This window comes from Amycolatopsis saalfeldensis, from assembly GCF_900110575.1.
Classification (GTDB): domain Bacteria; phylum Actinomycetota; class Actinomycetes; order Mycobacteriales; family Pseudonocardiaceae; genus Amycolatopsis; species Amycolatopsis saalfeldensis.
In genome coordinates, this window is record NZ_FOEF01000024.1 from 106,165 (window position 1) to 132,765 (window position 26,601).

General features: G+C 72.6%; 24 protein-coding genes. 17 read left to right on the forward strand and 7 right to left on the reverse strand.

Features of this window, described 5'->3' with window-relative positions; translation table 11 throughout:
- Positions 1–15: 15 nt before the first annotated feature.
- Positions 16–1,656, reverse strand: coding sequence for a peptide ABC transporter substrate-binding protein (locus BMY97_RS38435; protein WP_218156970.1), 1,641 nt, complete (start codon positions 1,654–1,656; stop codon positions 16–18).
- 190 nt (positions 1,657–1,846) lie between these two features.
- Between BMY97_RS38435 and BMY97_RS38440 the strand changes: the two genes are divergently transcribed.
- A complete protein-coding gene (locus tag BMY97_RS38440; RefSeq protein WP_091627509.1) occupies positions 1,847–2,623 on the forward strand; it encodes a TetR/AcrR family transcriptional regulator in 777 nt (258 codons plus the stop codon).
- On the opposite strand, the gene BMY97_RS38445 is transcribed toward BMY97_RS38440, so the two are convergent.
- Positions 2,552–3,661, reverse strand: coding sequence for a M20 family metallopeptidase (locus BMY97_RS38445; protein WP_091627512.1), 1,110 nt, complete (start codon positions 3,659–3,661; stop codon positions 2,552–2,554). The two genes, BMY97_RS38440 and BMY97_RS38445, sit on opposite strands and share 72 nt — an antisense overlap.
- Positions 3,662–4,044: 383 nt before the next feature.
- Here BMY97_RS38445 and BMY97_RS38455 point away from each other — a divergent pair, with 383 nt between their 5' ends.
- Positions 4,045–4,473, forward strand: coding sequence for a histone-like nucleoid-structuring protein Lsr2 (locus tag BMY97_RS38455; protein WP_091627517.1), 429 nt, complete (start codon positions 4,045–4,047; stop codon positions 4,471–4,473).
- 57 nt (positions 4,474–4,530) lie between these two features.
- Here BMY97_RS38455 and BMY97_RS38460 read toward each other — a convergent pair whose 3' ends face one another.
- A complete protein-coding gene (locus BMY97_RS38460) occupies positions 4,531–5,880 on the reverse strand; it encodes an amidohydrolase family protein (RefSeq protein WP_091627520.1) in 1,350 nt (449 codons plus the stop codon).
- A gap of 89 nt (positions 5,881–5,969) precedes the next feature.
- Here BMY97_RS38460 and BMY97_RS38465 point away from each other — a divergent pair, with 89 nt between their 5' ends.
- Both BMY97_RS38465 and BMY97_RS38470 read left to right on the forward strand, forming a co-directional pair.
- On the forward strand, positions 5,970–6,431 hold the full coding sequence (locus tag BMY97_RS38465) for a MarR family winged helix-turn-helix transcriptional regulator (RefSeq protein WP_091627522.1): 462 nt from the start codon (positions 5,970–5,972) through the stop codon (positions 6,429–6,431).
- A 121-nt stretch (positions 6,432–6,552) separates the two neighbouring features.
- Positions 6,553–7,728, forward strand: coding sequence for a serine hydrolase domain-containing protein (locus BMY97_RS38470; protein ID WP_091627525.1), 1,176 nt, complete (start codon positions 6,553–6,555; stop codon positions 7,726–7,728).
- Between the two features lie 633 nt (positions 7,729–8,361).
- On the opposite strand, the gene BMY97_RS38475 is transcribed toward BMY97_RS38470, so the two are convergent.
- On the reverse strand, positions 8,362–9,345 hold the full coding sequence (locus BMY97_RS38475) for an AfsR/SARP family transcriptional regulator (protein ID WP_091627527.1): 984 nt from the start codon (positions 9,343–9,345) through the stop codon (positions 8,362–8,364).
- A 154-nt stretch (positions 9,346–9,499) separates the two neighbouring features.
- On the opposite strand from BMY97_RS38475, the gene BMY97_RS38480 reads away from it, so the two are divergent.
- On the forward strand, positions 9,500–11,776 hold the full coding sequence (locus tag BMY97_RS38480) for a helix-turn-helix domain-containing protein (protein ID WP_091627530.1): 2,277 nt from the start codon (positions 9,500–9,502) through the stop codon (positions 11,774–11,776).
- Between the two features lie 567 nt (positions 11,777–12,343).
- On the forward strand, positions 12,344–12,484 hold the full coding sequence (locus BMY97_RS47420) for a hypothetical protein (protein ID WP_177231740.1): 141 nt from the start codon (positions 12,344–12,346) through the stop codon (positions 12,482–12,484).
- 48 nt (positions 12,485–12,532) lie between these two features.
- Here the strand turns inward: BMY97_RS47420 and BMY97_RS49240 are convergent, their stop codons facing one another.
- Both BMY97_RS49240 and BMY97_RS38490 read right to left on the reverse strand, forming a co-directional pair.
- Positions 12,533–12,658: a hypothetical protein gene (locus tag BMY97_RS49240; protein WP_281246957.1), complete on the reverse strand. Its 126-nt coding sequence runs from the start codon at positions 12,656–12,658 to the stop codon at positions 12,533–12,535.
- A 50-nt stretch (positions 12,659–12,708) separates the two neighbouring features.
- Positions 12,709–13,491, reverse strand: a complete 783-nt coding sequence (locus tag BMY97_RS38490; RefSeq protein ID WP_091627533.1) for a GH12 family glycosyl hydrolase domain-containing protein — start codon at positions 13,489–13,491, stop codon at positions 12,709–12,711.
- Between the two features lie 271 nt (positions 13,492–13,762).
- Here BMY97_RS38490 and BMY97_RS38495 point away from each other — a divergent pair, with 271 nt between their 5' ends.
- Positions 13,763–14,119 carry a YciI family protein gene (locus BMY97_RS38495; protein WP_091627536.1) on the forward strand — a complete coding sequence of 119 codons (357 nt, stop codon included), beginning with the start codon at positions 13,763–13,765 and terminating at the stop codon, positions 14,117–14,119.
- 15 nt (positions 14,120–14,134) lie between these two features.
- Positions 14,135–15,379 (forward strand): RNA polymerase sigma factor, encoded by a 1,245-nt coding sequence (locus tag BMY97_RS38500; RefSeq protein ID WP_091627539.1) that lies wholly within the window; start codon positions 14,135–14,137, stop codon positions 15,377–15,379.
- Between the two features lies 1 nt (position 15,380).
- Here the strand turns inward: BMY97_RS38500 and BMY97_RS38505 are convergent, their stop codons facing one another.
- Positions 15,381–16,298, reverse strand: a complete 918-nt coding sequence (locus tag BMY97_RS38505; protein WP_091627542.1) for an AraC family transcriptional regulator — start codon at positions 16,296–16,298, stop codon at positions 15,381–15,383.
- 91 nt (positions 16,299–16,389) lie between these two features.
- On the opposite strand from BMY97_RS38505, the gene BMY97_RS38510 reads away from it, so the two are divergent.
- From BMY97_RS38510 to BMY97_RS38550, 9 genes are all read left to right on the forward strand, one after another.
- Positions 16,390–17,307: an MBL fold metallo-hydrolase gene (locus tag BMY97_RS38510; protein ID WP_091627545.1), complete on the forward strand. Its 918-nt coding sequence runs from the start codon at positions 16,390–16,392 to the stop codon at positions 17,305–17,307.
- Positions 17,308–17,424: 117 nt separating this feature from the next.
- Positions 17,425–18,027: a DUF3558 family protein gene (locus tag BMY97_RS38515; RefSeq protein ID WP_177231741.1), complete on the forward strand. Its 603-nt coding sequence runs from the start codon at positions 17,425–17,427 to the stop codon at positions 18,025–18,027.
- 35 nt (positions 18,028–18,062) lie between these two features.
- On the forward strand, positions 18,063–19,547 hold the full coding sequence (locus BMY97_RS38520) for a serine/threonine-protein kinase (protein WP_091627550.1): 1,485 nt from the start codon (positions 18,063–18,065) through the stop codon (positions 19,545–19,547).
- Between the two features lie 101 nt (positions 19,548–19,648).
- Complete coding sequence (locus tag BMY97_RS38525) at positions 19,649–21,622, forward strand: hypothetical protein (protein ID WP_091627553.1); 1,974 nt, start codon at positions 19,649–19,651, stop codon at positions 21,620–21,622.
- Positions 21,623–21,625: 3 nt separating this feature from the next.
- Entirely contained in the window at positions 21,626–23,209 is a 1,584-nt protein-coding gene (locus BMY97_RS38530) for a hypothetical protein (RefSeq protein WP_091627556.1), read from the forward strand.
- Positions 23,210–23,322: 113 nt separating this feature from the next.
- The gene (locus tag BMY97_RS38535; RefSeq protein WP_091627559.1) at positions 23,323–23,856 is read left to right on the forward strand and encodes a YlcI/YnfO family protein; all 534 of its coding nucleotides are present in this window, start codon (positions 23,323–23,325) and stop codon (positions 23,854–23,856) included.
- A gap of 79 nt (positions 23,857–23,935) precedes the next feature.
- Entirely contained in the window at positions 23,936–24,784 is an 849-nt protein-coding gene (locus BMY97_RS38540; protein ID WP_091627562.1) for a DUF4097 family beta strand repeat-containing protein, read from the forward strand.
- Between the two features lie 31 nt (positions 24,785–24,815).
- Positions 24,816–25,775 (forward strand): ATP-binding cassette domain-containing protein, encoded by a 960-nt coding sequence (locus BMY97_RS38545; protein ID WP_091627565.1) that lies wholly within the window; start codon positions 24,816–24,818, stop codon positions 25,773–25,775.
- The gene (locus BMY97_RS38550) at positions 25,772–26,581 is read left to right on the forward strand and encodes an ABC transporter permease (RefSeq protein WP_091627568.1); all 810 of its coding nucleotides are present in this window, start codon (positions 25,772–25,774) and stop codon (positions 26,579–26,581) included. Before BMY97_RS38545 ends, BMY97_RS38550 begins: the two co-directional genes overlap by 4 nt.
- The last annotated feature ends 20 nt before the right edge of the window (positions 26,582–26,601 follow it).

A 26,601-nucleotide genomic window follows, 5' to 3' on the forward strand; every position in this document is an offset into this window, starting at 1 on the left:
GCCGATCTTCTTGTTTCACAGCAGCACGTTCGGCACCGCGTCGATCGGGAGCGAAGCGGCGTCACGGGCGAGGAGCCGGTCGGCCTCCTTCGACGCCTGCATCCGGGCGTTTTGGTCCAGGCTGCTGTTCAGCGTGGTCAGGGCCCGGTCGAGGTCGGGGGAGCTGATCCGCGAATAGTTGAGGCCCGAGTTCCCGTTGGCGGGCGCGGGGATCGCCCCGGTGCTGAACGAGGTGCCCAGCGACGGCTGCGGGAAGGTGTCCACCAGGGTCCACAGGCCCAGCTGGAAATCGCCGGGCGGGGTGACCTTGCTGAACAGCTCGGCCGCGGTGGTGTTGGCGATGGTCAGCTCGAAACCGGCGGTCTTCAGCTGCTGCTGCAGGATCTGCTCGGTCAGCTCGCGCCGTTTGTTGCCCGCCAGCGAAGCGATGCCGAACTCCGCCCGCTGCCCGTTCTTCGCCCAGATCCCGTCGGCGCCCTTGGCCCAGCCCGCGCCCTGCATCAGGCTCGTCACCTTGCCGAGGTCGAGCTGGTACCGGCTGAAGTCGTCGCCGCCGTACTGGGCGATGATCGGGGTGAGGAAGCTCTGCGCCGGCGCGGTGACGCCGAGCGCGCCGTACAGCCGGGTGACGATCGCCTTGCGGTCGATGGCGTACGACACGGCCTGGCGGAACGCGGTGGAGTCGAACGGGAACTTGCCGTTGTTCATCCACAGTGCTTCGAGATTGCCCGAAGCGGGGTCGACCGCGGAGTTCGCGCCGGGCAGGCCGCCGGTGATCTGGTCGACCGAGTCGAGCTGCGGGGTCGGGTACAGCGCGTCGAGCTGGCCGCTCTTGAACGCCTGGAACGCCGCCGCGGTGTCCGCGGTGAACTGGAAGGTCACCTTGTCCAGCTTGGGTTTCCCGCCCCAGTAGTTCGGGTTCGGCACCAGGGTCACCGACACCCCGCGTTTCCAGGACTCGATCTGCCACGGGCCGCCGCTGAAGCGGTAGCCGTCCTTCATCACCGCGTCGCGGTCCTTGCCGGCGAGCAGGTGGCTGGGGAAGATCCCGAACGTGTCGCTGAACAGCGCGCGCCAGTTCGCGTAGGGACTGTCGAACGTCACCACCGCGGTCTTCGGGTCCGGGGTGCCGACGGCGGTGACGTGGTCGTAGCCGGTCTTGTCGAGCACGTCCTTGCCGTCGCGGACCTGCTCGACGGTGTACTTCAGGTCTTCGGAGGTGATCGGCGCCTTGTCGGACCAGACCGCGGCGGGGTTGATCCGGTAGGTGACCTGCTGCCGGTTCCCGGCCGTGGTCACCGTGGGCTCGCCGGCCAGCACGTCGGACGGCACGGGCGCCCAGCCGTCGCCGGACTTCCGCGTGACGAACGCCCGCGGCATGGTCGGCACGTCCATGATGTAGGTCCCCCAGATGGACCCGGCGCAGGTGGAGATCCAGTCCGCGCAGTCGGGTTCCTGCTCGGCGCCGATCACGATGCTGCCGCCCTGGCGGACCGGGACCACGGCCGCCGGCTGCCCGCTCGCGGTGGTGCGCAGCCCGCCGCTGGTGCAGGCGCTGGTGAGCGTGACGGCGGCGGTGGCGAGCGCGGCGAGCGCCAGGCCCGTGCGCCCGGGAAACCCGCGGCGGCCGGTGGTCAAGGTGATCCGAGTGGTCATGCGGCGACCTTTCTGGCTCGACCCCCTGAAGCGATGGGGGGAACTGTAAGACGACGTCAGAGGCTTTGCAAGGGTTATGGGCAGGTCTATAGTCATGAGCGTTGACTAGAGCTGTCCGGATCTGCCCGCGGGTGGATGCGACAATGCGCGAGGTCCCGGATCGGGGGCGGAGCGCGGGGGAGGAGCCGGAATGCCAGGCGCACGGCAGGGCAAGCAGCAGCCGAAAGCGGGGGGCGCCCGGCCGCGCCGTCCGCGCGACAGCCTCAGCCGGGAGGCGATCCTCGAAGCCGCCGAGAAGATCGCCCTGCGCGACGGGCTGGGCGGCCTGACCTTCCAGGCGATCGGCGCCGAACTCGACGCCCACCCGACTTCTATGTACCGGCACTTCCGCGACAAGGACGACCTGCTGCTGGAACTGGTCGACGGCCTGCGTGCGCGTTCCTACGGCGGCACGGTGACCGCGACCGACGACTGGCGCCACGATCTGCGCACGATCTCCCAGCGGGTGCGCGAGCACTACGTGCGGTACGCGCCGTTCGCGCAGGAGATGGTCATGCGCACGACCCGGCGGCCGGTCGAGTTCTCCAACGTCGAGTTCACTTTGGACGCTCTGCGCCGGGCCGGCCTCGACGACGAGGAGGCCGTGGTGGTCCAGCGGGCCTTCGGCAACTTCGTGCGCGCGGTCGCGAGCCTCGAAGCCGCGTTCCTGGCGCTCGAGCCGGAGGTCCGCAAGCGGGACGAACTGGCCTGGCAGGTCGAATACCGCCAGCTCGATGCCGGGCAGTACCCGGTGATCGCCGACTGCGCCGACCTGCTGCCGAACCTCGGCTCGCCGGTCGCGTTCGACACCGGGCTGGAGATGATGCTCGACTCGATCGAGCTGCGGGCGCAGAAGTCATTGCAGCGCAAGGGGATCGGCGAGGGCGTCGAGCAGGCGGGCGACCAGCGCCGAGCGGACGGCGAGTGAGGACAGTTCGGCCCACTCGTGCCGGGCGTGCGCGCCGTCGCCGTCCGGGCCCAGCCCGTCGAGCGTCGGGATCCCCAGCGCGGCGGTGAAGTTGCCGTCGGAGGCCCCGCCGACGCCGGCCTCGGTGAGCTCGCCGAGGCCTTCCCGTCCGGCGATGCGGCGGGCGAGCGTCAGCAGCGCCCGGGAGGACTCGCGTTCCAGCGGCAGCCGGTTGATCTCGCCGGACACGGAGATCGACGCCCCGGGCACCACGGCGCTCAGCTCGCCGATCCGCCGGTGCACCCGCTCGAGTTCCGCCCGTTCCCAGGCGCGGACGTCCACCCGGAGTGAGGCCGCGGCGGGCACGGTGTTGGTGGTCGTGCCCGCGGACGCCACGGTCGGCGTGACGGTGGTGCCCTTCGCGGCGTCGCCGAGCCGGTCGAGCGCCAGGGTCTGGTGGGCCAGTTCGAGCATAGCGTTGATCCCGCGCCCGGGCTCCAGCCCCGCGTGCGCCGCCCGTCCGGCGATGTCCAAAGTGTAGAAGGCGCCGCCTTTCCGGGCCGTTTTCAGCGCGCCGCCGAGGCTGGGTTCGAGCACCAGCACGGCGGTGGCCCCGGTCGCGGCTTCCTCGATCAGCGCCCGCGAAGTCGGCGAGCCGATCTCCTCGTCCCCGGTGACCAGCAGCCCGACGTGCGCGATGTCGCGGGCCAGCTCGAGGGCGTCGAACGCCGCCACCAGCCCGGCTTTCATGTCGAACACCCCCGGCCCGCTCGCCCGCCCGCCGTCGACCTCGAACGGCCAGCCGGCGCCGGTCCCCAGCGGCCAGACCGTGTCCGCGTGCCCGAGCAGCAGCACCCCGGGCTCACGCTCCGGGCGCCAACGCAGATGTGGAGTTCCTTGCACGGTAACGATTTCCGGAGGACGGCCGAAGATCGGCCCGCCCCACTCGCGCAGGAGCGCGTAGCCGCGCAACAGGCCGTCGGTGTGGCCCGACGGCGTTTCGATCGAGACCAGCTCCGCGAGCCTGGCCACGGTCCGGGCCTGATCCGTGAGGTGCACGCCGGGTCCTCCTCGTGGTGGGGGTGAGCTGCCCCGGAACGCTAATCACTGGCGTTGACTATGGCAAGGGCTATCTCATTTGCGCAGGTCGGGATGGCCGCTTCCGGGCGCTGGGCCGGCGAAGTCCTGCCGGAAGCGGATCACGATTTCCGCCGGCGGCGGCTCCGGGACCGGGAATCCGCCGAGTCCGTGAAGGACGGTCGGGCGCGGGACCCGGCCGAGGGCGAACCGAACCGGCGGCCGTCCACAGTGGTCGTGCGCGGTCCGGAATCATGCCCGGTGTTCGCCGGGGCGTTCAGTCGTTCGCCACTCATGGTGATCCGGTAATGTGCCCCCGGGCCGGACCGGGTGTCCGGCCCGTGACTTCTGGAGGGCACCGAACAATGGCGCAAAAGATCCTGGTGGCGATGGTCGACGATCTCGATGGCGGCACCGCCACGCAGACTGTCCCTTTCGGTCTGGACGGCGTGCAGTACGAGATCGACCTGTCGGACGAGAACGCCGACGACCTGCGGGACGCCTTGGCCCGCTTCATCTCCTACGCCCGCCGGGTCGGCGGCCGTAGGGTGCGGCTCGCGGTCGGCGAGTCGGCGGCCGCGAGCAAGGCCCCGACCGGGGCGGAGCGGGAGCGCAACCGCGAGATCCGCCAGTGGGCGCAGGACAACGGGTTCGCCGTCGCCGATCGCGGCCGGCTGCCGTCGGAGGTGGAGAAGGCCTACGAGGACGCCCAGCGCCGGCCGGTGGCCCCCGCGAAGACGACCGCCGCGGCCCGCAAGCGCGCGCCGCGCAAGAAGGCCGTCGCCAAGGTGTGATCTCCCCGGTGTGAGGTGGGCGGGCGGCCCACCTCGCACCGGTGGGGCCGCCGTGGGTCAGTGGCCCGGCGGGGCTGCCTCCTGCGGCGTCCACGATCCGTCGGCCGCGACGCCGGCGGCCGCGGCGATGCGGTCACGGGACTCCAGCACCTGCGCGCGCAACGCCGGCAGGTCCACGCCGAGCAGGCGGCCGTGTCGCTTAACGGCTTGGCCCGCAACGAAAACGCTGTCCACGAGCCCGGGATGGCCGGCCCCGACGATCGTGCCGGCCGGGTAGCCGACCGGGAAGACCGAGGGGTCCTCGGCGTCGAGCAGGATCAGGTCGGCGTCCTTGCCGACGGTGATGCTGCCGATCCGGTCGCCGAGCCCGCACGCCCTGGCACCGTCCACAGTGGCGAACTCGACGAAGTCCCGCGCGGTGAGCCCGGCGCCCAGGCCACGCTGCACCGAGAACGCCGTGCGCATGGTGGAGAACATGTCGCCGCCCGCGGACAGGCAGTCGTCGATCGACAGCGAGGGACGGATCCCGGCGGCCAGCAGCCGGCCGGTTTCCGGCCAGCCGAAGCCCATTTTCAGCTCGACGTCCGGGCTGACCGTCGCCGAGCAGCCGGCGTCGGCCAGCATCGCGAGCTGGTCGCCGGGTATTCCGTTGCAGTGCACGAAGGTCGTGCGGTCGTCGAGCAGGCCGCGTTCGCGCATGCCCTCGACCAGCCGGTCGCCGGTGGGCCAGCCGGTGGCGCCGTGCAGGTGCACGCTCACCCGCAGCCCGAGTTCCCGCGCCAGCGCGACTTCGGCGGCGGTGGTGTCCATTGTGGTCAGTAGTGGCCCGCGCAGGCCCAGCACCATGCCGTCGCCGGGCAGCTGCGCCCGCACACGCGTGATCTCGGCGGTGATGTCCGGGCCGGGCGCGCAATAGCAGAACAGCGAACGGCCGGGTGCCTCGCGCAGCCCCTGGATCGCGGCGTCCGCGTGTTCCGGGCCGGCGACGCAGTTGTACCAGTCGAGCATGGTCGTGACGCCCGAGCTGAGCGCTTCGAGCCGGCCGAGCCGGTTGGCCAGGTACACGTCTTCGGGCCGATAATGCCGCGGGAGCGTGCCGTGCATGGCGGCGCGGTACTGGCCGAACGTCCAGTCCGTGCCGACGCCGCGGAACGCGGTCTGCCAGGTGTGCCGATGGGTGTCCACGAAACCGGGCAGCACGATCTTGCCGGTGGCGTCGACGATTTCGGCGCCGGCGCCGGTGCCGGTGCCGTCGATGGCGGCGGCGACGGCGGCGATCCGGCCGTCCTCGATGAGCACGTCGCCCTGCCGGAGATCGCCGGCGGTGGGGTCCGCGGTGACCACCATGCCGCCGCGCAACAGCGTCCTCGCCGGCCGGACTTCCGGTTGTGCACTGCCGAAAACCATGAGGTCCCTCCCGAAGCAGTTGATGTGTCAACTCTAGGTCGGCTGGAGTTGATGCGTCAACTGCCGGTGGGTCCGGGTACGATCCCGCCATGGCCGAGACCCCGACGCTGGAACCCGAGGAGTGGGCGCTCTGGGACGGCTGGATGCGCGCGCACCGCCTGCTCGTCCGGGAGCTCGAGCGCGGCCTGCAGCGCGATTCCGGCATCTCGAAGGCCGAGTTCAGCGTGCTCGTCACGCTGCGGCGGGCGCCCGGCCGCGATCTGGGCGTCGGTGAGCTGGCCGAGTCGCTCGCGTGGGAGAAGAGCCGCGTCTCGCATCAGCTGACCCGCATGGAGAACCGCGGCCTGGTGGAGCGCACCGAATGCGGGGCCGGCGGCCGCCGCACCCGGATCGGGCTGACCGCCGAGGGCCGCCGCCTGGCGCAGACCGCGGTGCGCGGCCACGCCGGCAACATCCGCCGCTACTTCTTCGACTCGCTCACCCCCGAGCAGGCCGCGGTGCTCCGGGAGTGGAGCGAGCAGACGGCCGACCGCATCGAACCACGCTCCTGACGGCCGTTCCGGCGTCCACAAAGGATGGTCCGGTGCCCGCTGCGGGTGTCCGTTTCATCCGGAGTTCATCGGTGCTGGTTAACCTCGCGCGGAGTCAAGGCCGAGGTAGAAAAGGGGAGACATGGTGCAGACGTGGTCGAGACCGTCCAGGTGGTCACTGACGGCGGCGGGGGTCGCGGTCGTCTTGACGGCGGTGGCGCCCTCGGCGGGCGCGGACCCCGTGCCGCACGCGGCGACGCAGGACGCGGTGACGCAGTACCAGGTCACCAACGAGGCGCCCGGAGCCGGCATCACCGTCCGCGACAACGCCGCGCTGTGGAGCGTGACCAGTGGCAGCGGGGTGATCGGCACGGCCCAGCCGATCGGGCCGGGCACCCGCGCGCACATCGGCAGCCTGACCAAGACCTACACCGCGGCGATGGTGCTGCAACTGGTGGCCGAGGGCCGGGTCGCGCTGGACGCGCCGGTCGAGGCCTACCTGCCGGGCGTGGTGGACGGCAACGGCTACGACGGCAGCAAGATCACCGTCCGCCAGTTGCTGAACCACACCAGCGGGATCGCCGACTACATGACCGTCGGCGGCGGGTTCAACCCGGTCAACCAGCTGCACCCGCACACCCTGGCCGAGGTGGCTTCCTGGGGCCTGGCCGAGAAACCGCTGTTCGCGCCCGGCACGAGCACGCAGTACTCGGACACCAACGCCATCCTCGCCGGCATGATCATCGAGAAGGCCACCGGCCACTCCTACGCGCAGGAGCTCGCCACCCGGATCACCACCCCGCTGGGCCTGGCCGACACCTACCTGCCCACCCCCGGCGACAAGACCATGCCGGCCGGCAGCGAGCGCGGGTACCTGACCAAGAAGGTGCTGGGGTCGCTGTTCTTCGTCGACGTCACCGAGGTCGCCGAGCCGAGCGTGGGCGGCTCCGGCGGCGGCCTGGTCTCCAGCGGGGCCGACCAGACGCGGTTCCTGCAGGCGCTGCTGGCCGGCCAGGTCGTGCCGCCGGCCCAGCTCGCCGAGATGCTCACGGTCGCCCCGATCCCGGACCGGCTTTCCGGCGACTACTTCGGCCTCGGCCTGGTCCGGTTCACCCTGCCCTGCGGCGGGCAGGCCTGGGGCCACTACGGCGAATGGCCCGGCTACACCTCCATCGCCGCGGCCACCCTCGCCGGCCGGTCCGCCTTCGCCACCCTCAACGTCACGCCGACGGCCGGTTCGAGCGCGGGCAGCGGCAGCGGCGGCCCCGGCATGGGCGAGCGAGTACCGATGAACACCGCACTGTGCGACAACGGCTGACCACCACCCCGGCCAGCCCACGACGCCATCCGGCACGGGCTTGACGGACCTTTGCGGCTTGCCCGCTCCCGGCGAAGGCCGGAGACCCGCGAATCCGCCGCGATGCCCACGCCTGCCACGACGACCGGAGGCCCGTGGCGCGCGGGCTCGCGGTTCCGCCGGGGTGCTGGCCTGCCAGAGCCGCGAGCCAGTAGCGCTCAGCCCCTTTGTTGCACCGCCCGTCGTGCGCCGCGAGGCGTGGGTTCGCCGCCGCACCCGGGGCGGCAGCACGCCGGTAGCGCTCGAGCCGCGCTGTCGGTGGTGTGCGGTGCAGGGTGGGTTCGCGGTTCCGGTCCGGCTCCTGGTCTGCTGGAGCCGCGGGCGGGTGGCGCTCGAACCTCTTGCAGCACTGCCCGTCGCGCGCCGCGAGGCGTGGGTTCGCCGCCGCACCCGGGGCGGCAGCACGCCGGTAGCGCTCGAGCCGCGCTGTCGGTGGTGTGCGGTGCAGGGTGGGTTCGCGGTTCCGGTCCGGCTCCTGGTCTGGTGGAGTTGTGGGCCGGTGGCGCTCGAACCTCTTGCAGCACCGTCGGTGGTGCGCCGTGCAGCGTGGGTTCGCGGTTTCGTCCGGCCACCGGAATCGCGGGCAGACAGCGCTCAAACCCCCTGCAGCACCGCCCTCCGTGCGCCGCGCAGTAACTCGCCTGGTGCCACGCCCAGGTCGTCGGCCAGGCGGCGGCGGGTTCGGGTGAACACGGCCAGCGCGTCGGCGGGACGGCCGGCGCGGTGCAGGGCCCGCATCAGCAACGCGGCCAGCGGTTCGCTGTGCGGGTGCTCCGGGGCCAGCGTCCACAGCTCGCCGACGGCATCGGCGTGGCGGCCCAGCCGCAGCTGCCATTCCGCCTTCTGCTGGGACAGGACGATCCGGCGCTCCGTCAGCCGCAGCCGTTCCAGCTCGGCGAACGGCCCGGGCAGGCCCGCCAGCGGCTCGCCCCGGAACAGTTCCAGCGCGCGGCCGTACGCGGCCACCGCCGCCGGCAGGTCGCCGGAATGGCGCGCCGCGCCCGCCTCGGCCACGAGTTCCTCCAGCCGTACCGAGTCGACCCGCACCCCGCGTCCGGCGAACCGGTAGCCGGCCCCGTCCCGGGTGATCAGGTCGCCCGGCGGCAGGCACTTGCGCAGGCGGTACACGTACACCGGCACGACGTTGCCCACCGGCGGCTCCAGCCCCCACACGCGGTCGAGCAGCTCCCGCCGGCCGACCGTCACGTCCGGGCGCAGCACCAGCGCCGCCAGCAGCGCCTGCTGCCGGACCGGCCCGACGGCCACCGGCTCCGCGCCGGAGAACACCCGCACCGGGCCGAGCACCGAGATCCGCAGCGGCGAACCGGGCGCCGGAACCTGACGGGGAGTGACGATGCCGTGGTCGAACGCGTAGACGATGGCGGCGGCCCGGTCGCGTAACCCGAGCCTCGTCAGGAGCTGCCCTACATCGCCGTCCACGGCCGTCTCGGAGGTGGCCAGTGCCGCGGCGATCTCGGAGTTGGTCAGGCCGCGGCCGAGGGCGCTGAGCACGTCGCGCTCCCGGCCGGTGACCGGCGCGCAGGCGCGTACCGGGTCGTCGATTGTGGTCGCCACCATGGTGGACCCCCCCCGTGGTCGATCAGCTGATGGAGCCGCCGATGGTGGCGTCGCGCCTGTTCAGGGGGCCAGGCCAGGGAACCGGCCGTTTCTGGCCGGTGGCCGCGATAGAGTCGTGACCTGCGATGCCCTGTCCAGACCGAAAGGCGCCGGCTTGACGACTCAGTTCGGCGTGTTGCTGCGGCAGTTGCGGCGGCAGGCGGGGATGACGCAGGAGCAGCTGGCGGAGCGCTCCGGGGTCGGCGTCCGGACCATCCGCGGGTTCGAGACCGGCGAGCGGGCGGACCCCCGCGTGGCGACGGTGCGGCTGCTGGCCGACGCGGTCGATCTCGCGCCCGCCGACCGGGACGACCTGCTGCTGGCCGCGGCGGCCGGCCGGGCTCCGCGGGCGGATCCGCCCGCGCGGGACGGGACCGGGCCGTCCGTCACACCCGGTGACCGGGGCCCGGTGCCGGACGCGCTGGCCGGGACCGCCGATCAGCTCGCCCGGGCGGTCGCCGGCCGCTGGCGGCGCGAGGCCGAGCAGCGCCAGCTCGCGGACCCGTTCCCGCTGCCGGTCGGGTGGCGGCCGGTGCCGGAGCGCCTGACCGACCACTGGGCCAACATCCGCCGCGCCCCGGCCGGGGCGGACCCGGGGCCGCTGGACCTGACCGGCGAGCTGGAGCGGATCGTGGAGGTCTACCGGCGGATCCCGTCGGGACGGCTGGTGGTGCTGGGCCGGGCCGGGTCGGGCAAGACCGTGCTGACCCTGCGGTTCGTCCTGGACCTGCTGGCCGACCGCGCCCGCGACGGCGCCGTGCCGGTGATCTTCGGCCTCGGCTCGTGGAATCCCGCCACCACACCGTTGCGCGAGTGGCTGACCGGCCGGCTGTTACGCGAGTTCCCCGGCCTGGCCGCGCCCGGCCCGAGCGGGTCGACCCTGGCCGCCGCGCTGGTCGAGGCCGACGGGATCCTGCCGGTGCTGGACGGGTTCGACGAGATCGCCGACGGCCTGCACCGCGCCGCGCTGGAGGCGCTCAACACCACCACCCTGCCGCTGCTGCTCACCAGCCGCCCGGCCGAGTACGCCGCGGCCGTCGCGGGCACCGACGTGCTGACCTCCGCGGCCGGGGTCGAACTGACCGACCTGACCCGCACCGACGTGGTCAACTACCTGCCGCGCACCGCCCGCAAGGATCCCGCGGGGACGGTGTGGGACCCCGTGCTGGCCGAGCTGCGCGCGCAGCGGCCAACCCCGGCCGGGGCCAACCTCGGCGCGGTGCTCACGACCCCGCTGATGGTCATGCTCGCCCGCACCAGCTACAGCGACACCCCCGGCCGTGACCCGGCGGAGCTGCTGGACACCGGCCGGTTCGCCACCCCGGAGGCGATCGAGGACCACCTGCTCGACAGCTTCATCCCGACGGTCTACCGCTACCAGCCCGACAACCGGCCGACCGGGCAGCGACGGCGCTGGGAGCTGGACCGCGTCCAGCACTGGCTGGGCTACCTCGCCACGCACCTCGACCGGCTCGGCACGCGTGACCTCGCCTGGTGGCAGCTGAACAGCACGCTGCGGCGCTCGTCACGGGTGCTGGCGGCCGGGATCGTCGCCGCGCTGGCCATCGGGCTGGTGGACTCCCTTGTGGACAGTCTGGTGGACGGGATCGCGGGCGGCCTGCTGGCCGCACTGGTCAACGGCTTCACGGTCGGGCCGGCTTTCGCGCTCGCGCACGGGATCCTGGTGGTGTCCGGCCGTACCGCCGTCGAACCGTCCCGGGTGCGGATGCGGCTGCTGCGCGGGACCGGCGACGCCCGGGCGAGGTTCGGCCCCCGGTTCGCCGCCGGCCTGCTGGGCGGGCTCCTGTTCGGCTTCGGCGACGGCATGGTGAGCGGGCTGATGAACGCGGCCCTCTTCGATTTCGGCGACGGCCCGGTGAGCGGCCTGATCAACGGGCTGGTGTTCGGGCCGGTGTTCGGGCTCGCGGCGGGGCTGGTGTTCGGGTTCGTGTCCTGGGCCGAGTCGCCACTGGACATCGGCTCCGCCGCGAATCCCGTGGACCTGCTGAACGCCGACCGCACGACGGTCGTCTTCCAGCTGCTGCTGTGGGTGCCGGTGTTCGGGGTCGCGGTCGGCTTCGGGACGATCGGCGTGATCGGGCTCGCGCGGGGGTTCCTGGGCCCCTTCGTGTTCGGGCTCGACGACGCGCTCGCCCTCGGGCTGGCCAGCGGGCTAGGCGGCGGGCTCGGGTACGCGCTCTGCTTCACCGCCTGGGGCCAGTGGGTGGTCTTCTCCCGGTTGTGGCTGCCCCTGACCGGACGGCTGCCGTGGGGCGTGACGGCCTTCCTCGACGACGCCTACCAGCGCGGGGTGCTGAGGCAGTCCGGTGCGGTCTACCAGTTCCGGCACGCGCGTCTGCAGGACCGCCTGTGCCAGGTCTTCGAGACGTGACGCGCCGGCTCAGCACAACACCGCGACGACGGTGCTGCCGGGCGCGAAGCCGCCGGTCCGGCGACCAGTTGCGGGTCTCGGCGCCGAACGCTTCCTGTCGCAGGCGGCGCACTTCGCGTTCGAGGAAATCGCCTTTGAGGACGGCGAACCCGAGCGCGCGCTGCCCCGGGCGGAGGCCGGCGGCGAGGCCGGCCAAGGTGGCGCCGGTCCCGCAGGCGCAGCAGATCACGTCGAAGTCCTCGGTGATTTCGGCGGGCAGCTCGGCGCACCCGCGGGCGGCGAGCCCGTTGCTGCCGCCTTCCGGCAACACGTAACAAGGTCCGAACCGATCGAGCAGCCCGGCGAGCACGTCCGGCTCGGTCTTGCGCCGGTACGTCGCGCGGTCCAGGTAGGTGAGCCGCATGCCCTGACGCTCGGCGTAGGCCGGGGATTCGTCGAGCGGCCGGTGTTCCTCGCCCCGGACCACCCCGACCGTGCCGAAGCCGAAGCGCTTCCCGGCCGCCGCCGTCGCGCGCAGGCGGCGAGGCTGTTCTTGAGTTTGCGCCACTTGTTGCCCGGCACCTCGGGATGGAGGAGGCCGTCCCGTTTGAGCAGCAACCGGACCCCGGCCGCGGCGACGCGCCCGTCGTGCAGCTCGACGCGCCGGACCTGCTGGTCCACGACCTCCGCGAGTTCTTCACCGCGGTGACCCGTGAGGGCCTACGGTGAAGGGACGAGGTGAGCGAGCATGAAGTCTTCATTCAGGACATACACGGCCTACAGCATCGCCTGCGCCGTCGTGTGGGCAGTGATCCTGGTGGTCGTCGCGACGGTTTCCCCGCCGAAACTGCACACCTTCGTGATCGTTTTCGCCGGGTGGGCGATCGGGTGGCTCTCGGCCACGATCGCGAGGTCGGTTTACCCGCCGCCGCCTGCCGGAGGGCGCCGGGGGGCTACTGCCGGGCCGCGCTGAAGGAGAAGGAGTTCGTGCCCAGGCCCTGGCCGCCCTTCCAGATCTCGAACCCGGCCTCCGCGTCGAGCAGGTAGCTGCCGGCGCCGGTGGTGCCGCGCCGCACGGAGTCGTCGATCAGCCCCTTCACGTCGAGATCGGTCACCGAGGTGCTGCCGCCTTGCAGGACGTAGGAAACGATGTTCCACGACGTCTGGCGGCCGGTCCAGACGTCCCAGTTCAGCCCGCTCACCGACACGGTCCCCACCTTGGCGCCGAACGGGCCGACCCCGCCGCGGGAGTTGAGCCAGATCATGATCTCGCTGTCGTCCGGCTGCCCGCCGGTGGTGGGCGCCGAGTTCGTCCACAGGTCGTAAGCCACGTCGTACGCGCCGGTGCCGGGCTGCGTGGTCGACCACGAGGAGGTCGCGCTGCCGAGGCTGCTCACCTGGATCGGCAGGCCGCTGCCGGTGGTGCAGGCGCCCCAGTGGCAGCCCTTGTAGATCGACGGGTACGTGGCGGGCGCGCCGCCGGAGAGGTCGAAGTTCGCCGTGCTCACCGTCCAGCCGGTGCCGGACGTGGTCGTGACGCACTGCGGATCGGACGAGTTCCACTCGTTGTTCTGCAGCGTGTACTCGCCGCCGGCCAGGCTGATCGAGCCCTGGGGCTGGCAGTTGGTTTCGGCCGGGGCGGCGGTGGCGCCGGGCGCGGCGACGGCGGCCAGCGCGAGGCACGCCGCCGCGGCGGCGGGCACTGCCCGCAGGCGGGTCAAGGCTCGGGGGGTCATGGACGGATCCCTTCGGCTCGGGCGCGCCCGCCCGTTCTGGGAGCGCTTCCACAAACGGTGGCAGCGCACCCCGTCCGGGAAGGAGCGGGGGAGGTCTGAACCACTGCGGTGACCGGTCCTGATTGAAGCCCCGGGGACGAGGGCTCGTCAAGTCCGGGGCGCCGAGATCGCCGGGGTCCGGGAGAATACCCCGGACGCGTCGATCCGCGGGCGGCTCGCTCGTCGTAGGGGTGAGAGGGCCGGAACCGGGCCCGGAGCAAGGGGAAGCGAAATGGCGAAATACCTGTTCCTGATCTACGGGGACGAGCAGGCCTGGGAAGCGGAGACCGAGCAGGACCGGGTGGACAAGCAGGCCGGGCACGGCGCGTTCACCGCCGCGGCCGGGACCGCGATCGCCGGCGGCCACGAGCTGCTGCTGGCGGCGACCGCGACCAGCCTCCGGGGCACCGGGGGCGGCCGGCCGACGGTGACCGACGGGCCGTTCCTGGAGAGCAAGGAGGTGCTCGGCGGCTACTACGTGGTGGAGGCGCCCGACCTGGACGCCGCGACCGCGCTCGCCGCGCAGCTGCCGGAGCTCGCGGCGGCGCACGGCGGCGTCGAGATCCGGCCGATCCGCACGGCGGACTGACCGGGACGGCGTGGGATGACCATCGACGCCGAGGTCGGCGAGGCGGTCGCGCAGGCGCACCGTCGCGAGTGGGCCCTGGTGCTCGCCGCGACGGTGCGCGTGGTGCGTGACCTCGACCTCGCCGAGGAGTGCGCCCAGGAGGCGTACGCCCAGGCTTTGCGGACCTGGGCCGTCAACGGGGTGCCGTCCCGCCCGGGCGCGTGGCTGACCACCGTCGCGCGCAACCGGGCGAAGGACCTGCTGCGGCGGGAGTCGGTGCTGCGCTCGGCGCTGCCGCTGCTCGTCACCGACGAAGTCGTGCCCGGGCCGGAGCCTTCGGAGTTCGACGACGACCGCCTGCGCCTCGTGTTCACCTGCTGCCACCCGGCGCTGTCCCGCGAGGCCCAGGTGGCGCTGACCGCGCGGCTGGTCTGCGGTCTGTCCACTGTGGAGGTGGCACGGGCGTTCCTGGTCCAGGAGACGGCGATGGCGGCGCGGATCACGCGGGCGAAGAAGAAGATCAGCGGCGCCCGGATTCCGTACCGCGTGCCCTCGGCCGAGGACCTGCCCGAGCGGGTCGGCGCCGTGCTCGAGGTCGTGCACCTGGTGTTCACCACCGGTCACGTCGCGCCGGTCGGCGCGCAGCTGGTGCGGCGGGACCTGGTCGAGGGGGCCGTCCACCTGGCCCGCACCCTGCACCAGCTGCTGCCGGGCAACGGTGACGTCGCCGGGCTGCTGGCGCTGCTGCTGTTCACCGACGCCCGCCGGGACACGCGCCTGGCCCCGGACGGGCACCTCGTCCTGCTCGACGAGCAGGACCGCTCCCGGTGGGACGCCGGCCAGATCGAGGAAGCGACCGCGCTGCTGACGGAATCGCTCCAGCAAGCGGGTCCGACGAGGTATTCGGTCCAGGCCGCGATCGCCGCGGTCCACGCGGAGGCCCCGACCTGGGCGGACACCGACTGGACGGAGGTGACCGGGCTGTACGACGTGCTGCGCCGGCTGTGGCCTTCGCCGGTGGTCGAGCTGAACCGCGCGGTCGCGCTCGGCTTCCGCGACGGCCCGGCGGCCGGCCTCGCCGCGCTCGCGCCCCTGCTCGACGAGCCGGCCCTGGGCACGTACGCCTACTTGAGCGCCGCCCGCGCCGACTTCCTCCGCCGGCTCGGCCGCTGGGCGGAAGCGGCCACTTCGTACGAAGAAGCCTTGGCACTGACCGGAAACGAGGTGGAGCGCGCCTTCCTGGCCGGACGGCTGGAGGAGACGCTCAGACGGCTCGGCTGACTCACGCCGGGGGACCGGACCGGTCCGCGGCCTGCGCCCGGTACCGCCCCGGGGTGGTGCCGAATTCCCGTTCGAAGGCATGGGAAAGCGCGTACGGGCTGCCGTAGCCGACCCGGCCGGCGATGGCGGCCAGGGTTTCCGGGGTGTCCCGGAGCAGGGTGGCGGCCCGCATCAGGCGCCACCAGGTCAGGTACGCCATCGGCGGGCGGCCGACCAGCGTGGTGAACCGGCGCGCCAGGGTCGGCCGGGAGACACCCGCCTCGGCCGCCAGCCGGTCGAGGCTCCACGGCGCGGCCGGGTCGGAGTGCAGCGCCCGCAGGGCGGCGGCGGTCACCGGGTCGCCCAGCGCGCCGGGCCAGGCGCCGCGGGTGGTCTCGGACATCCAGGAGCGGATCAGGTAGACGAAGAGGAGGTCGAGCAGGTTCGGCAGCGCGACGCAGGCGCCGGGGCGCCGCTCGTCCAGCTCGCCGGCGAGCAGGTCGATCGCGGCCCGGAGTTCGAGGTGGTGGCCCACCCGGCTGGGCAGGTGGACGACCTCGGGCAGCTCGGCCATGAGCGGGTGCAGGCGGCTGCAGTCGAGCCGGTACTTGCCGCAGAGGATCTCCGTCTCCTCGCGCTCGGCCGCCGGCCCCGCGAGCCAGTGCTCCAGCGGGGCTGCCTTCTTCGCGGCCGCCGCGTCGACGGGGGAGTCGGCGAGCACGTGGCCGGCGCCGTGGGGCAGCAGCACCGCGTCACCCACGCCGAGGGATATCGGGGCGCCGCCGTCGGGCCGCAGCCAGCAGCCGCCCTTCATCACGACGGCGAAGCCCGCGCCGACGTACGGGTCCAGCCGCACGCACCAGCTCCCGCCCATCGCCACCCGGCTGAACGAGGGGCTGCCCAGGCGCACGGCGGAGATCGCGTCACTCACCACATCCATCCGCGCAGGATATCTCCGATGAGTTGATCGCGTATCTCAATGAGCCGGATACGCATTGAGCGGATCGTCCGGCCTTCCTAGGGTCGAACGCATGACAGACGAGACGAGTTTGGTCCTCGGCGAGGTCGAGGTCATCCGGGTACGGGAGTGGCACCGGCCGTTCGCGCCCGCCGCGGACCTGTTCCCGGCCGTCGCGGCCGAGGTTTGGGAGGCCGACGAGGAGTGGCTGGCGCCGGACCACTGGGAGCCGGACAGCGGCTTGGCCGTGGTCGCGCTGCAGACGTGGGTGCTGCGCAGCGGCGGGCGGACCGTCCTGATCGACACCGGCGTGGGCAACGGGCGCGAGCGGCCGGGCATGCGGCGGTTCCACCGCCAGCAGGGCGATTTCCTCGGCCTGCTGGCGAAAGCCGGGGTCCGTCCGCAGGAGGTCGACGTGGTCGTCAACACCCATCTCCACGTGGACCACGTCGGCTGGAACACCGTCGACGCGGGCGGGGAGTGGGTGCCGACGTTCCCCCACGCCCAGTACCTCATCCCGGCCGCCGACGACTTCCACTACGGCCGGCGCCAGGACCGGCCGGAGGTCGACCGCCTGATCTACGAGGACAGCATCGCGCCCGTCCACCGGGCCGGCCAGGCCGTGCTGTGGGACGGCCGGCACCGCATCGACGAACACCTCACGCTGGAGTCCGCGCCCGGCCACACCCCCGGTTCTTCCGTGCTGCGCCTGGCCTCGGGGAGCGACCGGGCGGTCTTCGCCGGGGACCTGCTGCACAGCCCGGTGCAGGTCCCGCATCCCGGCTGCAACAGCAGCGCCTGCCTGGACCCGGCGCAGGCGGCGGCCAGCCGCCGCCGGATTCTCGAGCGGGCGGCCGATGAGCGGGAACTGCTTGTCCCCGCGCACTTCGGCGGTTCGGGTGCGGTGGAGGTCCGGCGGGAGGGGGACGGGTTCGCGCTCGGCCAGTGGGCCGATTTCGGTCCGAAGAGGACAGTTCCGGCGGCCGGCTGACGATCGGTCTCGGGGAGTGGCGGGGCGTTTCATCGGGATTTCATCGGCGGTCACTAGCGTCTCGCCGGTGCCGGGCCGTGGTGCCCGAACCCCATGGATCAGGAGACCCCGTTACTCATGAAGACAGCTCTGCGCTCGCTGTTCCTGGTGGCCGTGCTGGCGACGGCGGGCTGTGGCGGCGGTGCGATCGGCGGCCAGGTGCTGTCCGGCGCGGGCGTCCTGTCGAGCCCGCCGAGCCTGCCGCCGCTGCCGTCGGCCCCGGACCGCTCGCCGGCCACGACCGCGCCGGCCTCGAGCGCCGGGACCGGGTCCGGGGCCAACGTGTTCGCCGCGATGAACGCGTGTGACCTGATCGGCCCGGACCAGCAGCCCTACCCGTTCGGCGACGGCGAGCGGACCCATCCGGGCGCCCACGGCGAGGCGTGTGTGTACGCCCCGCGCGACCGGGCGGCGGTGTCGATCCAGTTCCTCGACGCCACCAAGGCCGGGGAGATGACCGACCACGCCGGCGCCAACGGGAAGGTCGTCCCGGTCACCGTCGGCAAGCACAGCGGTCTCCAGATCGACAACGGGCTCGCGACCTGCATGGTCGTGATCTCCGTCGGTGAGGCCGACAGCGCCAAGGTCTCGCTGGAGGCGGCGCACGAGTCGCTCGACGAACTCTGCGGCTACGCGCGGCGGATCGCCGAAGTCATCGAGCCCAAACTGCCGGTCGAATGACGCCGCCCGAGGACCACTGATGGCGGAGGAGATCGATGAAGGCGCTGGGACCGGCCGACCCGCGCACGGTCGGGCGGTACCGGGTGCACGCCGAGCTCGGCCGCGGCGGCATGGGCCGGGTGCTGCTGGGCTCCACCGCCGACGGGCGGCTGGTCGCCATCAAGCTGATGCACGCGCAGCCCGGCACGGAGGAGGATTTCCGCGCGCGGTTCCGCCGTGAGATCGACGCTTCCCGTGCGGTGTCGGGTACCTACACCGCGGCGGTGATGGACGCCGACCCGGAAGCGCCGGCACCGTGGCTGGTCTCGGTGTTCGTGCCCGGCCCTCCGCTGAACGACGTGGTCGCCGGCACCGGGCCGCTGCCGGAGGAACCGGTGCGCCGCCTGGCCGCCGGGCTCGCCGCCGCCCTGCTCGACATCCACCGGGCCGGCCTCGTGCACCGGGATCTCAAGCCCTCCAACGTATTGCTCGCCGCCGACGGGCCCAGGGTGATCGACTTCGGCATCGCGCGGGCTGCCGACGGGCCGGACCAGGGCGGCCTGACGCAGACCGGCTACCTCATCGGCACCCCCGAGTACATGTCCCCGGAACAGGTCGGGGGCCAGGTGCTGACCCCGGCCAGCGATGTGTTCTGCCTCGGCAGCGTGCTGGTCCACGCCGCGACCGGCCGTAACCCCTTCAGCGGCGGTTCGCCCGCGCGGACGCTGTACAACGTCGCGCACGGCCTGCCCGTCCTCACCGGGCTCTCGCCGGGGCTGGACCACCTCGTCCGGGCTTGCCTGGCCAAGGATCCCGCCGCCCGGCCGAGCCCGGCCCAGCTGCTGGACCTGGCCGGCGAACTCCCGGCCTCGACCCGGGTCTGGCCGGTGGCCGTGCACCGGATGATCGCCGCGCAGCAGGCCGAAGCCGAGCGGTTCCACCACGCGCCGGAGCAGACCGATGTGCTGGAGCGGATCGACTTTCCCGCGCCCGGCGGCACTTTCCCGCAGCCGGGACCCGGTTCCCGGCCGGGCGCGACGCCACCGGTCACCCGGCGGCGGAAGCGCTGGCCCGTCCTGACGGCCGGCGCGGTGGTCGCTGCGCTGGCTGTGACCGCCGTGGTCCTGGTGGCGCTCAAGGGGAATGGCCCGGACGCCGTCGCCGGGCCGCGGACGAGCACTGCCGTCACCACGCCGCCCGCGTCGGTCAGCGCCCCGCCCCCGAGCGTCGACCGCTACACCAGCCTCCGGACGTTCGCCCAGAACTACGTCGAGGCCGCCAACGAGGATGCCGCCAAGGGCAAGGCCGACCGGGTCAAGGGCTTCCACTGCGGCAGCGACCAGGTCGGCTGGGTTTACCTGAACATGTCGGTCGACCGGAGCCATCCGCGGGCCGAACTCCAGGACGTGCAGCTGGTGAACGACCAAGCCGGCGCCGCCACGGTCGGGTTCAGCCAGAGCCCCGGCGCGGACCCGATCCCCGTGGTCAAGCTCCGGATCAAGGCCCAGGGGGCGAACAGCTGGTGCGCCGTCCCGTGGTGACGGCCCGCCATCCGGACCAGCCCGCTGCGGCGTTCGCCGGTATTTCGCGGCGAATCGGCATCAGCTCGTGTCGGAGCGGGAACTCCCCGCGTCTCACCGGCATGGACGGTATCGAGAGCCTCCGGCACGCGATCGAGACGATCCCCATTCCCGGTGCGCCACCTCGCCTTTCCCGGCAGGGCGCGGCCGTCGGGCTGGCGCTGCTGGACACCTCGCTGCGGCTCAACCACGTGCGCCGGCTGACCGAGCGGCTGACCGTGGTCGAGCACGGCACGGCGCGCCGGAGCACCGAGGTCGACGTCAGCCTCAAGCTCCTCGACGAGGGGCAGCGCCAGGCCACCGCGCAGCTGCAGGACCTGATCGGCCGCGAGCACGGGGAGCGGGCCGCGTCCAGGCCGGCGCAGCAGCGCGCGTTGTGGGTGCCGCTGGCCCGGCTGCCCCGCCGCGACGCCTCCCCGGTCGACGTGTTCGACAGCGCGGGCCAGAAACTGCCGCGGCTCACCCAGCACGAGGCGTCCCGGCTGGTCGCCTCGGGGCTTTACCGGCTGCTGCGCGGAATCCTCGCCGGCGACGAGAACGCGCAGACCGCGAAGCACGAGCTGAACACGTTCCTGTTCCAGGTGCACGAGCCGCGGTGGCTCATCCAGCAGGCCCTGCTCACCCTGCTGACCGAGCGGAATCACCCGGAGGGGGAGTTCACCCTGGCCTCGGCCGAAGGCACGATCCCCGGTTACGGGCGGGAATGCCGGGAGATGGCGCTGGACATCCTCGACGGCTATGCCGGGCTGCTGGTCGAGTACGAGTACCTGCTGAACGTCGCGGTGCGCGACTACATGCTGGTGGTGGCGCTGGACGATTCGGTCGAGGAGCACCGGCTCAGCTACGAGACGCCGCTGCACGTCGACGCCCGCCAGCCCGTCGCGGTCGACCAGTGGCGGCGGCTGGCGGCCAGCCGCCGCGGGTACGTCGTGAGCTACGAGACGATGATCCCGGCCACGCTGAAGTCCTACCACCTGGTGGCCGCCACGGCGCCGGAGGCCGAGATCTCCCGGATGTACCTGTCCACCGACGCCGATCAGCACCAGGTGGACGGCCTGGCCGAGGATCTGGCCTCGCTGGCCGAACGGCAGGATTCCGCCGCGTTGCAAGAAGCCGACGGCGCTCGCCACAAGATCCTGGAACTCCAGGCGCAGACGGTATTGCGCCGGCTCGCGGACCTGGTGCGCCGTCGCAAGTGGGAGGCCGGCCAGTCCGGGGTGGAGCTGTCCCCGCGCAGCCTGCCCGCGTGTCACCGGCTCGCCGCCGCGGCCACCACGGGGGACGCGGTGCGCACGGACTCGGGCGAGCTGGACAACTCGCTGCGGCGGCACCCGGCGTTCTCGGCCGCGCAGTTGCGTGAGGCCGCGCGCGAGCTGACCGAGCGGGAGTTCGGCCGGGATCTGGTGCTGGTCAACGGCATGACCGACAATGAGGGCCGGGCGTACTGGCGGCGTGCCGGCGGCCGGGACTCGCGCGGCGACCACATCCGGGTCCGCGCCACGCTCGTGCTCCGGGACTCCACGAAGTCCGGCCCGCTCAACGTGACCTTCTACGCGCTGGCCGTCGCGGCGGTCTCGTTCGTGCTCGGCTGGATGCTGGTGGGCAGCCCGTGGCCCTACGGCCGGGCCGCCACCGCGGCGCTCGACCACATCGGCGACGGCCAGTCCGTGATCACGATGCTGCTGCTGTTGCCCGGTTTCCTCTACAGCCGCCTGTCGTTGCCGCCGCGCCGCACCGTGCTCGGCTACCTCGGCACGCTGCCGCAGGCGCTGGTCCAGCTGAGCATCGCGGCCGTCGCCGCGTTCGCCGCGGCCGTGGCGACGCAGAGCCGGGGCGAGGTCGTGCAGGTCATGCTCACGATCGCCGTGGGGGTGCCGGTGCTCGCCGCGGTGGTCCTGCTCGGCCAGGCGCTGTGGCACGGCCCGGCGATCCCGCTGTCCCGGATCGGCGCGCCCCGCTGGGCCGGCGCCGGCGCCTGGGACCGCCGGAAACCGCTGGACGCCAACGTCCGCTTCGATTCGACCGGGGGCCGGTGAGCCATGCGCAACCAGCGGGTCTCCGTCCGCAACGTGGCCGACCTGGCCAGGGCCGGCTTCGAGATAACGCGCCAGCCACTGACCAAAGTGGACTTCGAGGTGCACCACGCGCCGGCCCGGCACGGCTACCTGCGTGAGCTGGTGGCGCCGGGCCCGGACCGCGCGGTCTTCCTGGAAACGCTGTGCTCGGCGACCAACGGGGCCGGCGTGGTGATCGGCACCCGCACCCGCAAGCCGCTGGACGGCACCGAGGTGATCGAGCGCTTCGAGGGCCAGCAGCCGGCCGAGCGTCCACAAGAGACCGACGGCGCCTGGGTCTTCCACCAGACGACCTCGCCCAACCCGACGTTCATCTACGAGTCCGCGCAGACCTTCGAAGGCCTGATCTCGATCGACCCGGCCGCGCGCGAGGTCTGCGAGTGGCACGGCCTGGCCATCCGCGACCTGGCGAAGGAGATCGCCGGCGCCGCGGCCACGCTCATCGACGCGCCGCTGCTGTCGCTGCAGTGCCCGGCCCAGCTGCCGACGATCGTGAAGACCCGCAACCACGATCTCCGCACCCGCAAGGAGATCGCGTCCCGCTGCTCGTCACCGGCGGTCCGGTTCGCGATCGCGCTGCGGGACACGTCCGTGGACACCCGGTTCGAGCTCGCCGACCGCGTCCGGGAGCTGTGCGAGAAACACGGGTACAGCCTGTGGCTCGCCGACACGCGGCCCGGGCACCGGCAGGGGAACTGGTTCGAGGTGTACCACGCCGACGGCGGGTTCTCGCCGCTGTACAACGGCGACCTCCGGTCCCGCCAGCGGGTCGGCACCTGCCTGCCGGTGACCTTCGCCGGGCCGGCGCGGATCGGCTCCACCCACGCGATCATCGCGTTCCTGCAGCGGTATCCCCAGGTGGGGGTCGTCGGCTGCGCGGGCACGACACTGTCGGACGTCGCGTTCGTCCACCTGCAGCTGTCGATCCAGGGGGTGGCCGCCGACCGGCTGAACCGCATCCTGGGCAAGCTGCTGGGCGAAAGCTCGACCCCGGCCCGGCCGCGCAAGCTGCTGCGCGAGCTGTTCAAGCGCCTCGGCCTGCCGCCCGACCCGGACGGCCCGCATCCGTCCACAGTGGACCCGACCGGTGACTACCAGACCTTCGCCGGCCCCGCGTTCGCCTACCGCCCGTTCCAGATGCCCGAGTGCATCGCGGTGTGGGTGTCGTGGGAGATCGCCCACCAGCAGGAGGGCCTGGCCGCTCCGCTCGAGTGCCTGTACCGCGCGCTGGCCCAGGTGGCGCCGAAGGTGCCGATGCCGGGGGCTCCGCCGGGCACCACCGTTTCGGCGGGGGAGCTGGCCACCGTCGAGTACCTGATCTGCCGGGCCACCGAGCAGTCGGTGATCAAGGGCAAGGCGAAGCTGGCCGTGCCCAAGCAGGTGCTGCGCCAGTTCTCCTCGGGCGGCGTCGAACTGCCCGCGTCCAAGCTGTGCGCCGCGCTGGAGGAGGCGTGGAAGGCCCACGTCGACCAGTCCGGCGCGGACGGGGTGAGCGAGCTGACCGTGGCCTGGCGTGAGTCCTGGCTCGGCCACTGGAGCGACTCGTGAGCCACCCTGGCACCGCGCGCTGACCTGCGTTTTAGCTCGCTTCGAGGTCTGTTGGCACCAGGTCTGAGCCATGATGGCTTGCGTTGGCACCACTCGTGTGCCATAGTGGTGCCATGGACTTGACCACGTATGTGAACAACCTCGGCCGTGAGTTCGCCTCGCTGGCCGAAGCCGGCGGTGACGAGGCGCGTGCGCTGGTCGAGCGCCTGACCGGGCCGCTCGAGTCGGCGATCCGGATGACGCTGCTGGACGCGCTGTCGGGGGCCTCCGACGAGATCACCCGGGATCTGGCGCCGGGGTCGGTGGAGCTGCGGCTGCGCGGACGTGACCCGGACTTCGTCGTGACCTCGCCGCCCGCTCCGGCGCACGAGGCCGCGGCCGAGGACCCGGCGACGACGTCCGACGGCGCGTCCGACGGCGATCTGGTGATCGCCGAGGACGGCCCCGCCGCGCGGATCAACGTGCGCCTGCCCGAACAGCTCAAGGCGGCGGTCGAGGAGGCCGCGGCCAAGGAGGGGCGTTCGGTGAACGCCTGGCTGGTGCGCGCGGCGGCCGCCGCGTTGCAGCGGTCCGACCGCGAGCAGCGCCTCGAAGCCCGCAGCACCGGGAAACGGGGCAAGCAGAGCTTCACCGGCTGGGTGCACTGACCCGCCCGCCACACCGCTTTCACGCACACCGTCCCCGACCTGCGGGGACGCCTTACCGACCCGAACTGAGGGGACAACCATGCCTGAATTCGAAACTCCCGAACCGATTTCCGTCACCTTCGAGCTCGGCGTCGCCGGCGAGGTGCGGATCAGCGCGAGCGACCGCACGGACACGGTCGTCGAGGTCCGCCCGACCGACGCGTCCGACGAATCCGACGTGAAGGCCGCGCAGCAGGTCCGCGTCGAGTACGCGAACGGCACCCTGCTGGTCAAGGGACCGAAGGCCCGCGCCTTCGACTTCTCCCGCAAGACCCGGTCGGTCGACGTGTCCGTCGAGCTGCCCAGCGGCTCGCGGCTGTCCGGCGACGCGCAGCTGGGGAACTTCCGCGGCCTGGGCCGGCTGGGGGAGACCCGGCTCAAGACCTCCGTCGGGGACTTCCGGTTCGAGCACACCGGGCCGCTGGCCGTGGACACCTCGACCGGGCACGTGAACGTGGACCAGGTCGCGGGCAACGCCGACATCCGCACCGGGTCCGGGAAGGTGGGCATCGGCCGGGTCGAGGGCGCCGCGGTCGTCAAGAATTCCAACGGCGTCATCGAAATCGGCACGGTGACCGGGGACGCGCGGCTGCGCGCGGCGAACGGCGACATCTCCGTCGACCAGGCGGGCGCGGGGCTCGAGGCGAAGACGGCGAACGGCGCCGTCCGCCTCGGCGAGGTGGTCCGCGGCTCGGTCACGCTCGAAACCGCGCTGGGCGACGTCGAGGTCGGCATCGCCGAGGGCACCGCCGCCTGGATCGACGCGCACACCGGGTTCGGGCAGGTGCGCAACGAACTGGACAGCACCACCCGGCCGGGCGAGTCCGCCGACACCGTCGAGGTGCGCGCGCAGACCTCCTACGGCCACGTGACCATCCGCCGTTCCTGACCCGCTTTTCCCACCCTGGAAAGGGAATCCCATGGTTACCCAGTCACCCCCGGCGGCGATCGCGGCGTCCGGGCTGCGCAAGTCGTTCGGCGACCACGTGGTGCTCGACGGCGTCGACCTGAGCGTCCCGAGCGGCACGGTCTTCTCGCTGCTCGGCGCGAACGGCGCCGGGAAGACCACCACGGTCAAGATCCTGTCCACTTTGCTCAGTGCCGACGGCGGCAGCGCCCGGGTCGGCGGGCACGACGTCCAGGCCGAGCCGGACGCGGTGCGCGCCGCGATCGGGGTCACCGGCCAGTTCTCCGCGGTGGACAACCTGCTCACCGGCGTGGAGAACCTCCTGCTGATGGCGGACCTGCACCACCTCGGCCGGCGCGAGGGCCGTCGTCGCGTCGCCGGGCTGCTCGAACAGTTCGACCTGGTGGAGGCGGGCGGCAAACCGGCCTCGGCCTACTCCGGCGGGATGCGGCGGCGGCTCGACCTCGCGATGACGCTGGTCGGCAGCCCGCGGGTGATCTTCCTCGACGAGCCGACCACCGGGCTCGACCCGCGCAGCCGCCGGGGCATGTGGCAGATCGTCCGGGAGCTGGTGGCCGGCGGCGTCACCATCTTCCTGACCACGCAGTACCTGGAGGAGGCCGACGAGCTGGCGGACCGGATCGCGGTCCTCGACCACGGCCGCCTGGTCGCCGAGGGCACCGCGGGCGAGCTGAAGCGCCGGGTCCCCGGCGGCCACGTCCGCCTCCAGTTCGCCGACCCGCAGAGCCTCGACGCGGCCACCCGGGTGCTGGGCCAGGCCTCGCGCGACACCGACGCGCTGGCCCTGCGGGTGCCCAGCGACGGCAGCCTGCGGGCGCTGAAGACCCTGATCGACCGGCTCGACGAGCAGGCCATCGAGGTCGGCGAGCTGTCCGTGCACACCCCCGACCTCGACGACGTTTTCCTCGCCCTCACCGGCGATCCCGACCACGAGAAGGTGACCACGTCATGACCACCCTCGCTCCCGCACCCGCCCGGTTCCACCCGCTGCGCGATTCGGCGACGATGCTGCGCCGGAACCTCAAGCACATGCTGCGCTACCCGTCGATGACCGTGACGCTCGTCGGGATGCCGATCATCTTCCTGCTGCTGTTCGTCTACGTGTTCGGCGGCACGCTGGGCGCCGGGCTCGGCGGGGCGTCCGGCGGGCGCGCCGAGTACGTCAACTACGTCGCGCCGGCGATCATCCTGATGACCGTGACGGCCACGGTCCAGGGCACGTCGATCTCGATCGCGATGGACCTGACCGAGGGCATCATCGCCCGGTTCCGGACGATGCACATCGCCCGCGTTTCGGTGCTGGCCGGGCATGTGCTGGGCAGCGTGATCCAGGCGGTGTTCGCACTGGTGGTGGTCACCGGAGTGGCGCTGCTGGTCGGCTTCCGGCCCGCCGCGGGACCGGGGGCGTGGCTGGCCACGGCCGGGGTGCTGCTGGCGGTCACGTTCGCGCTCGTCTGGCTGGCCGTCGCGCTCGGCCAGGTGAGCAAGAGCGTCGAGACCGCGAGCAACGTGCTGATGCCGCTGGTGATCCTGCCCTTCCTCGGCAGCGGGTTCGTGCCCACCGACTCCATGCCGGCCGGGCTGCGCTGGTTCGCCGAGTACCAGCCGTTCACCCCGATCATCGAAACCCTGCGCGGGCTGCTGATGGACCGGCCGATCGGGAACAACGCGTGGTTCGCGCTCGGCTGGTGTGTCCTGATCGGACTGATCGGCTACCTCTGGTCCAAGAAGCTGTACGCCCGCGAGTCCTCCCGCTGATCGTTCCCAGGCAAGGAGTT

Bases quoted from the DNA above. Each gene is read 5' to 3' on its own strand.
- BMY97_RS38455 (WP_091627517.1), top strand. From the start codon at position 4,045: ATGGCGCAAAAGATCCTGGTGGCGATGGTCGACGATCTCGATGGCGGC.
- BMY97_RS38520 (WP_091627550.1), top strand. From the start codon at position 18,063: ATGAAGGCGCTGGGACCGGCCGACCCGCGCACGGTCGGGCGGTACCGG.
- BMY97_RS38440 (WP_091627509.1), top strand. From the start codon at position 1,847: ATGCCAGGCGCACGGCAGGGCAAGCAGCAGCCGAAAGCGGGGGGCGCC.
- BMY97_RS38515 (WP_177231741.1), top strand. From the start codon at position 17,425: ATGAAGACAGCTCTGCGCTCGCTGTTCCTGGTGGCCGTGCTGGCGACG.
- BMY97_RS38495 (WP_091627536.1), top strand. From the start codon at position 13,763: ATGGCGAAATACCTGTTCCTGATCTACGGGGACGAGCAGGCCTGGGAA.
- BMY97_RS47420 (WP_177231740.1), top strand. From the start codon at position 12,344: ATGGAGGAGGCCGTCCCGTTTGAGCAGCAACCGGACCCCGGCCGCGGC.
- BMY97_RS38460 (WP_091627520.1), bottom strand. From the start codon at position 5,880: ATGGTTTTCGGCAGTGCACAACCGGAAGTCCGGCCGGCGAGGACGCTG.
- BMY97_RS38500 (WP_091627539.1), top strand. From the start codon at position 14,135: ATGACCATCGACGCCGAGGTCGGCGAGGCGGTCGCGCAGGCGCACCGT.
- BMY97_RS38550 (WP_091627568.1), top strand. From the start codon at position 25,772: ATGACCACCCTCGCTCCCGCACCCGCCCGGTTCCACCCGCTGCGCGAT.
- BMY97_RS38510 (WP_091627545.1), top strand. From the start codon at position 16,390: ATGACAGACGAGACGAGTTTGGTCCTCGGCGAGGTCGAGGTCATCCGG.
- BMY97_RS38535 (WP_091627559.1), top strand. From the start codon at position 23,323: ATGGACTTGACCACGTATGTGAACAACCTCGGCCGTGAGTTCGCCTCG.
- BMY97_RS38505 (WP_091627542.1), bottom strand. From the start codon at position 16,298: ATGGATGTGGTGAGTGACGCGATCTCCGCCGTGCGCCTGGGCAGCCCC.
- BMY97_RS38530 (WP_091627556.1), top strand. From the start codon at position 21,626: ATGCGCAACCAGCGGGTCTCCGTCCGCAACGTGGCCGACCTGGCCAGG.
- BMY97_RS38545 (WP_091627565.1), top strand. From the start codon at position 24,816: ATGGTTACCCAGTCACCCCCGGCGGCGATCGCGGCGTCCGGGCTGCGC.
- BMY97_RS38470 (WP_091627525.1), top strand. From the start codon at position 6,553: ATGGTGCAGACGTGGTCGAGACCGTCCAGGTGGTCACTGACGGCGGCG.
- BMY97_RS38435 (WP_218156970.1), bottom strand. From the start codon at position 1,656: ATGACCACTCGGATCACCTTGACCACCGGCCGCCGCGGGTTTCCCGGG.
- BMY97_RS38475 (WP_091627527.1), bottom strand. From the start codon at position 9,345: ATGGTGGCGACCACAATCGACGACCCGGTACGCGCCTGCGCGCCGGTC.
- BMY97_RS38490 (WP_091627533.1), bottom strand. From the start codon at position 13,491: ATGACCCCCCGAGCCTTGACCCGCCTGCGGGCAGTGCCCGCCGCCGCG.
- BMY97_RS38540 (WP_091627562.1), top strand. From the start codon at position 23,936: ATGCCTGAATTCGAAACTCCCGAACCGATTTCCGTCACCTTCGAGCTC.
- BMY97_RS38525 (WP_091627553.1), top strand. From the start codon at position 19,649: ATGGACGGTATCGAGAGCCTCCGGCACGCGATCGAGACGATCCCCATT.
- BMY97_RS38465 (WP_091627522.1), top strand. From the start codon at position 5,970: ATGGCCGAGACCCCGACGCTGGAACCCGAGGAGTGGGCGCTCTGGGAC.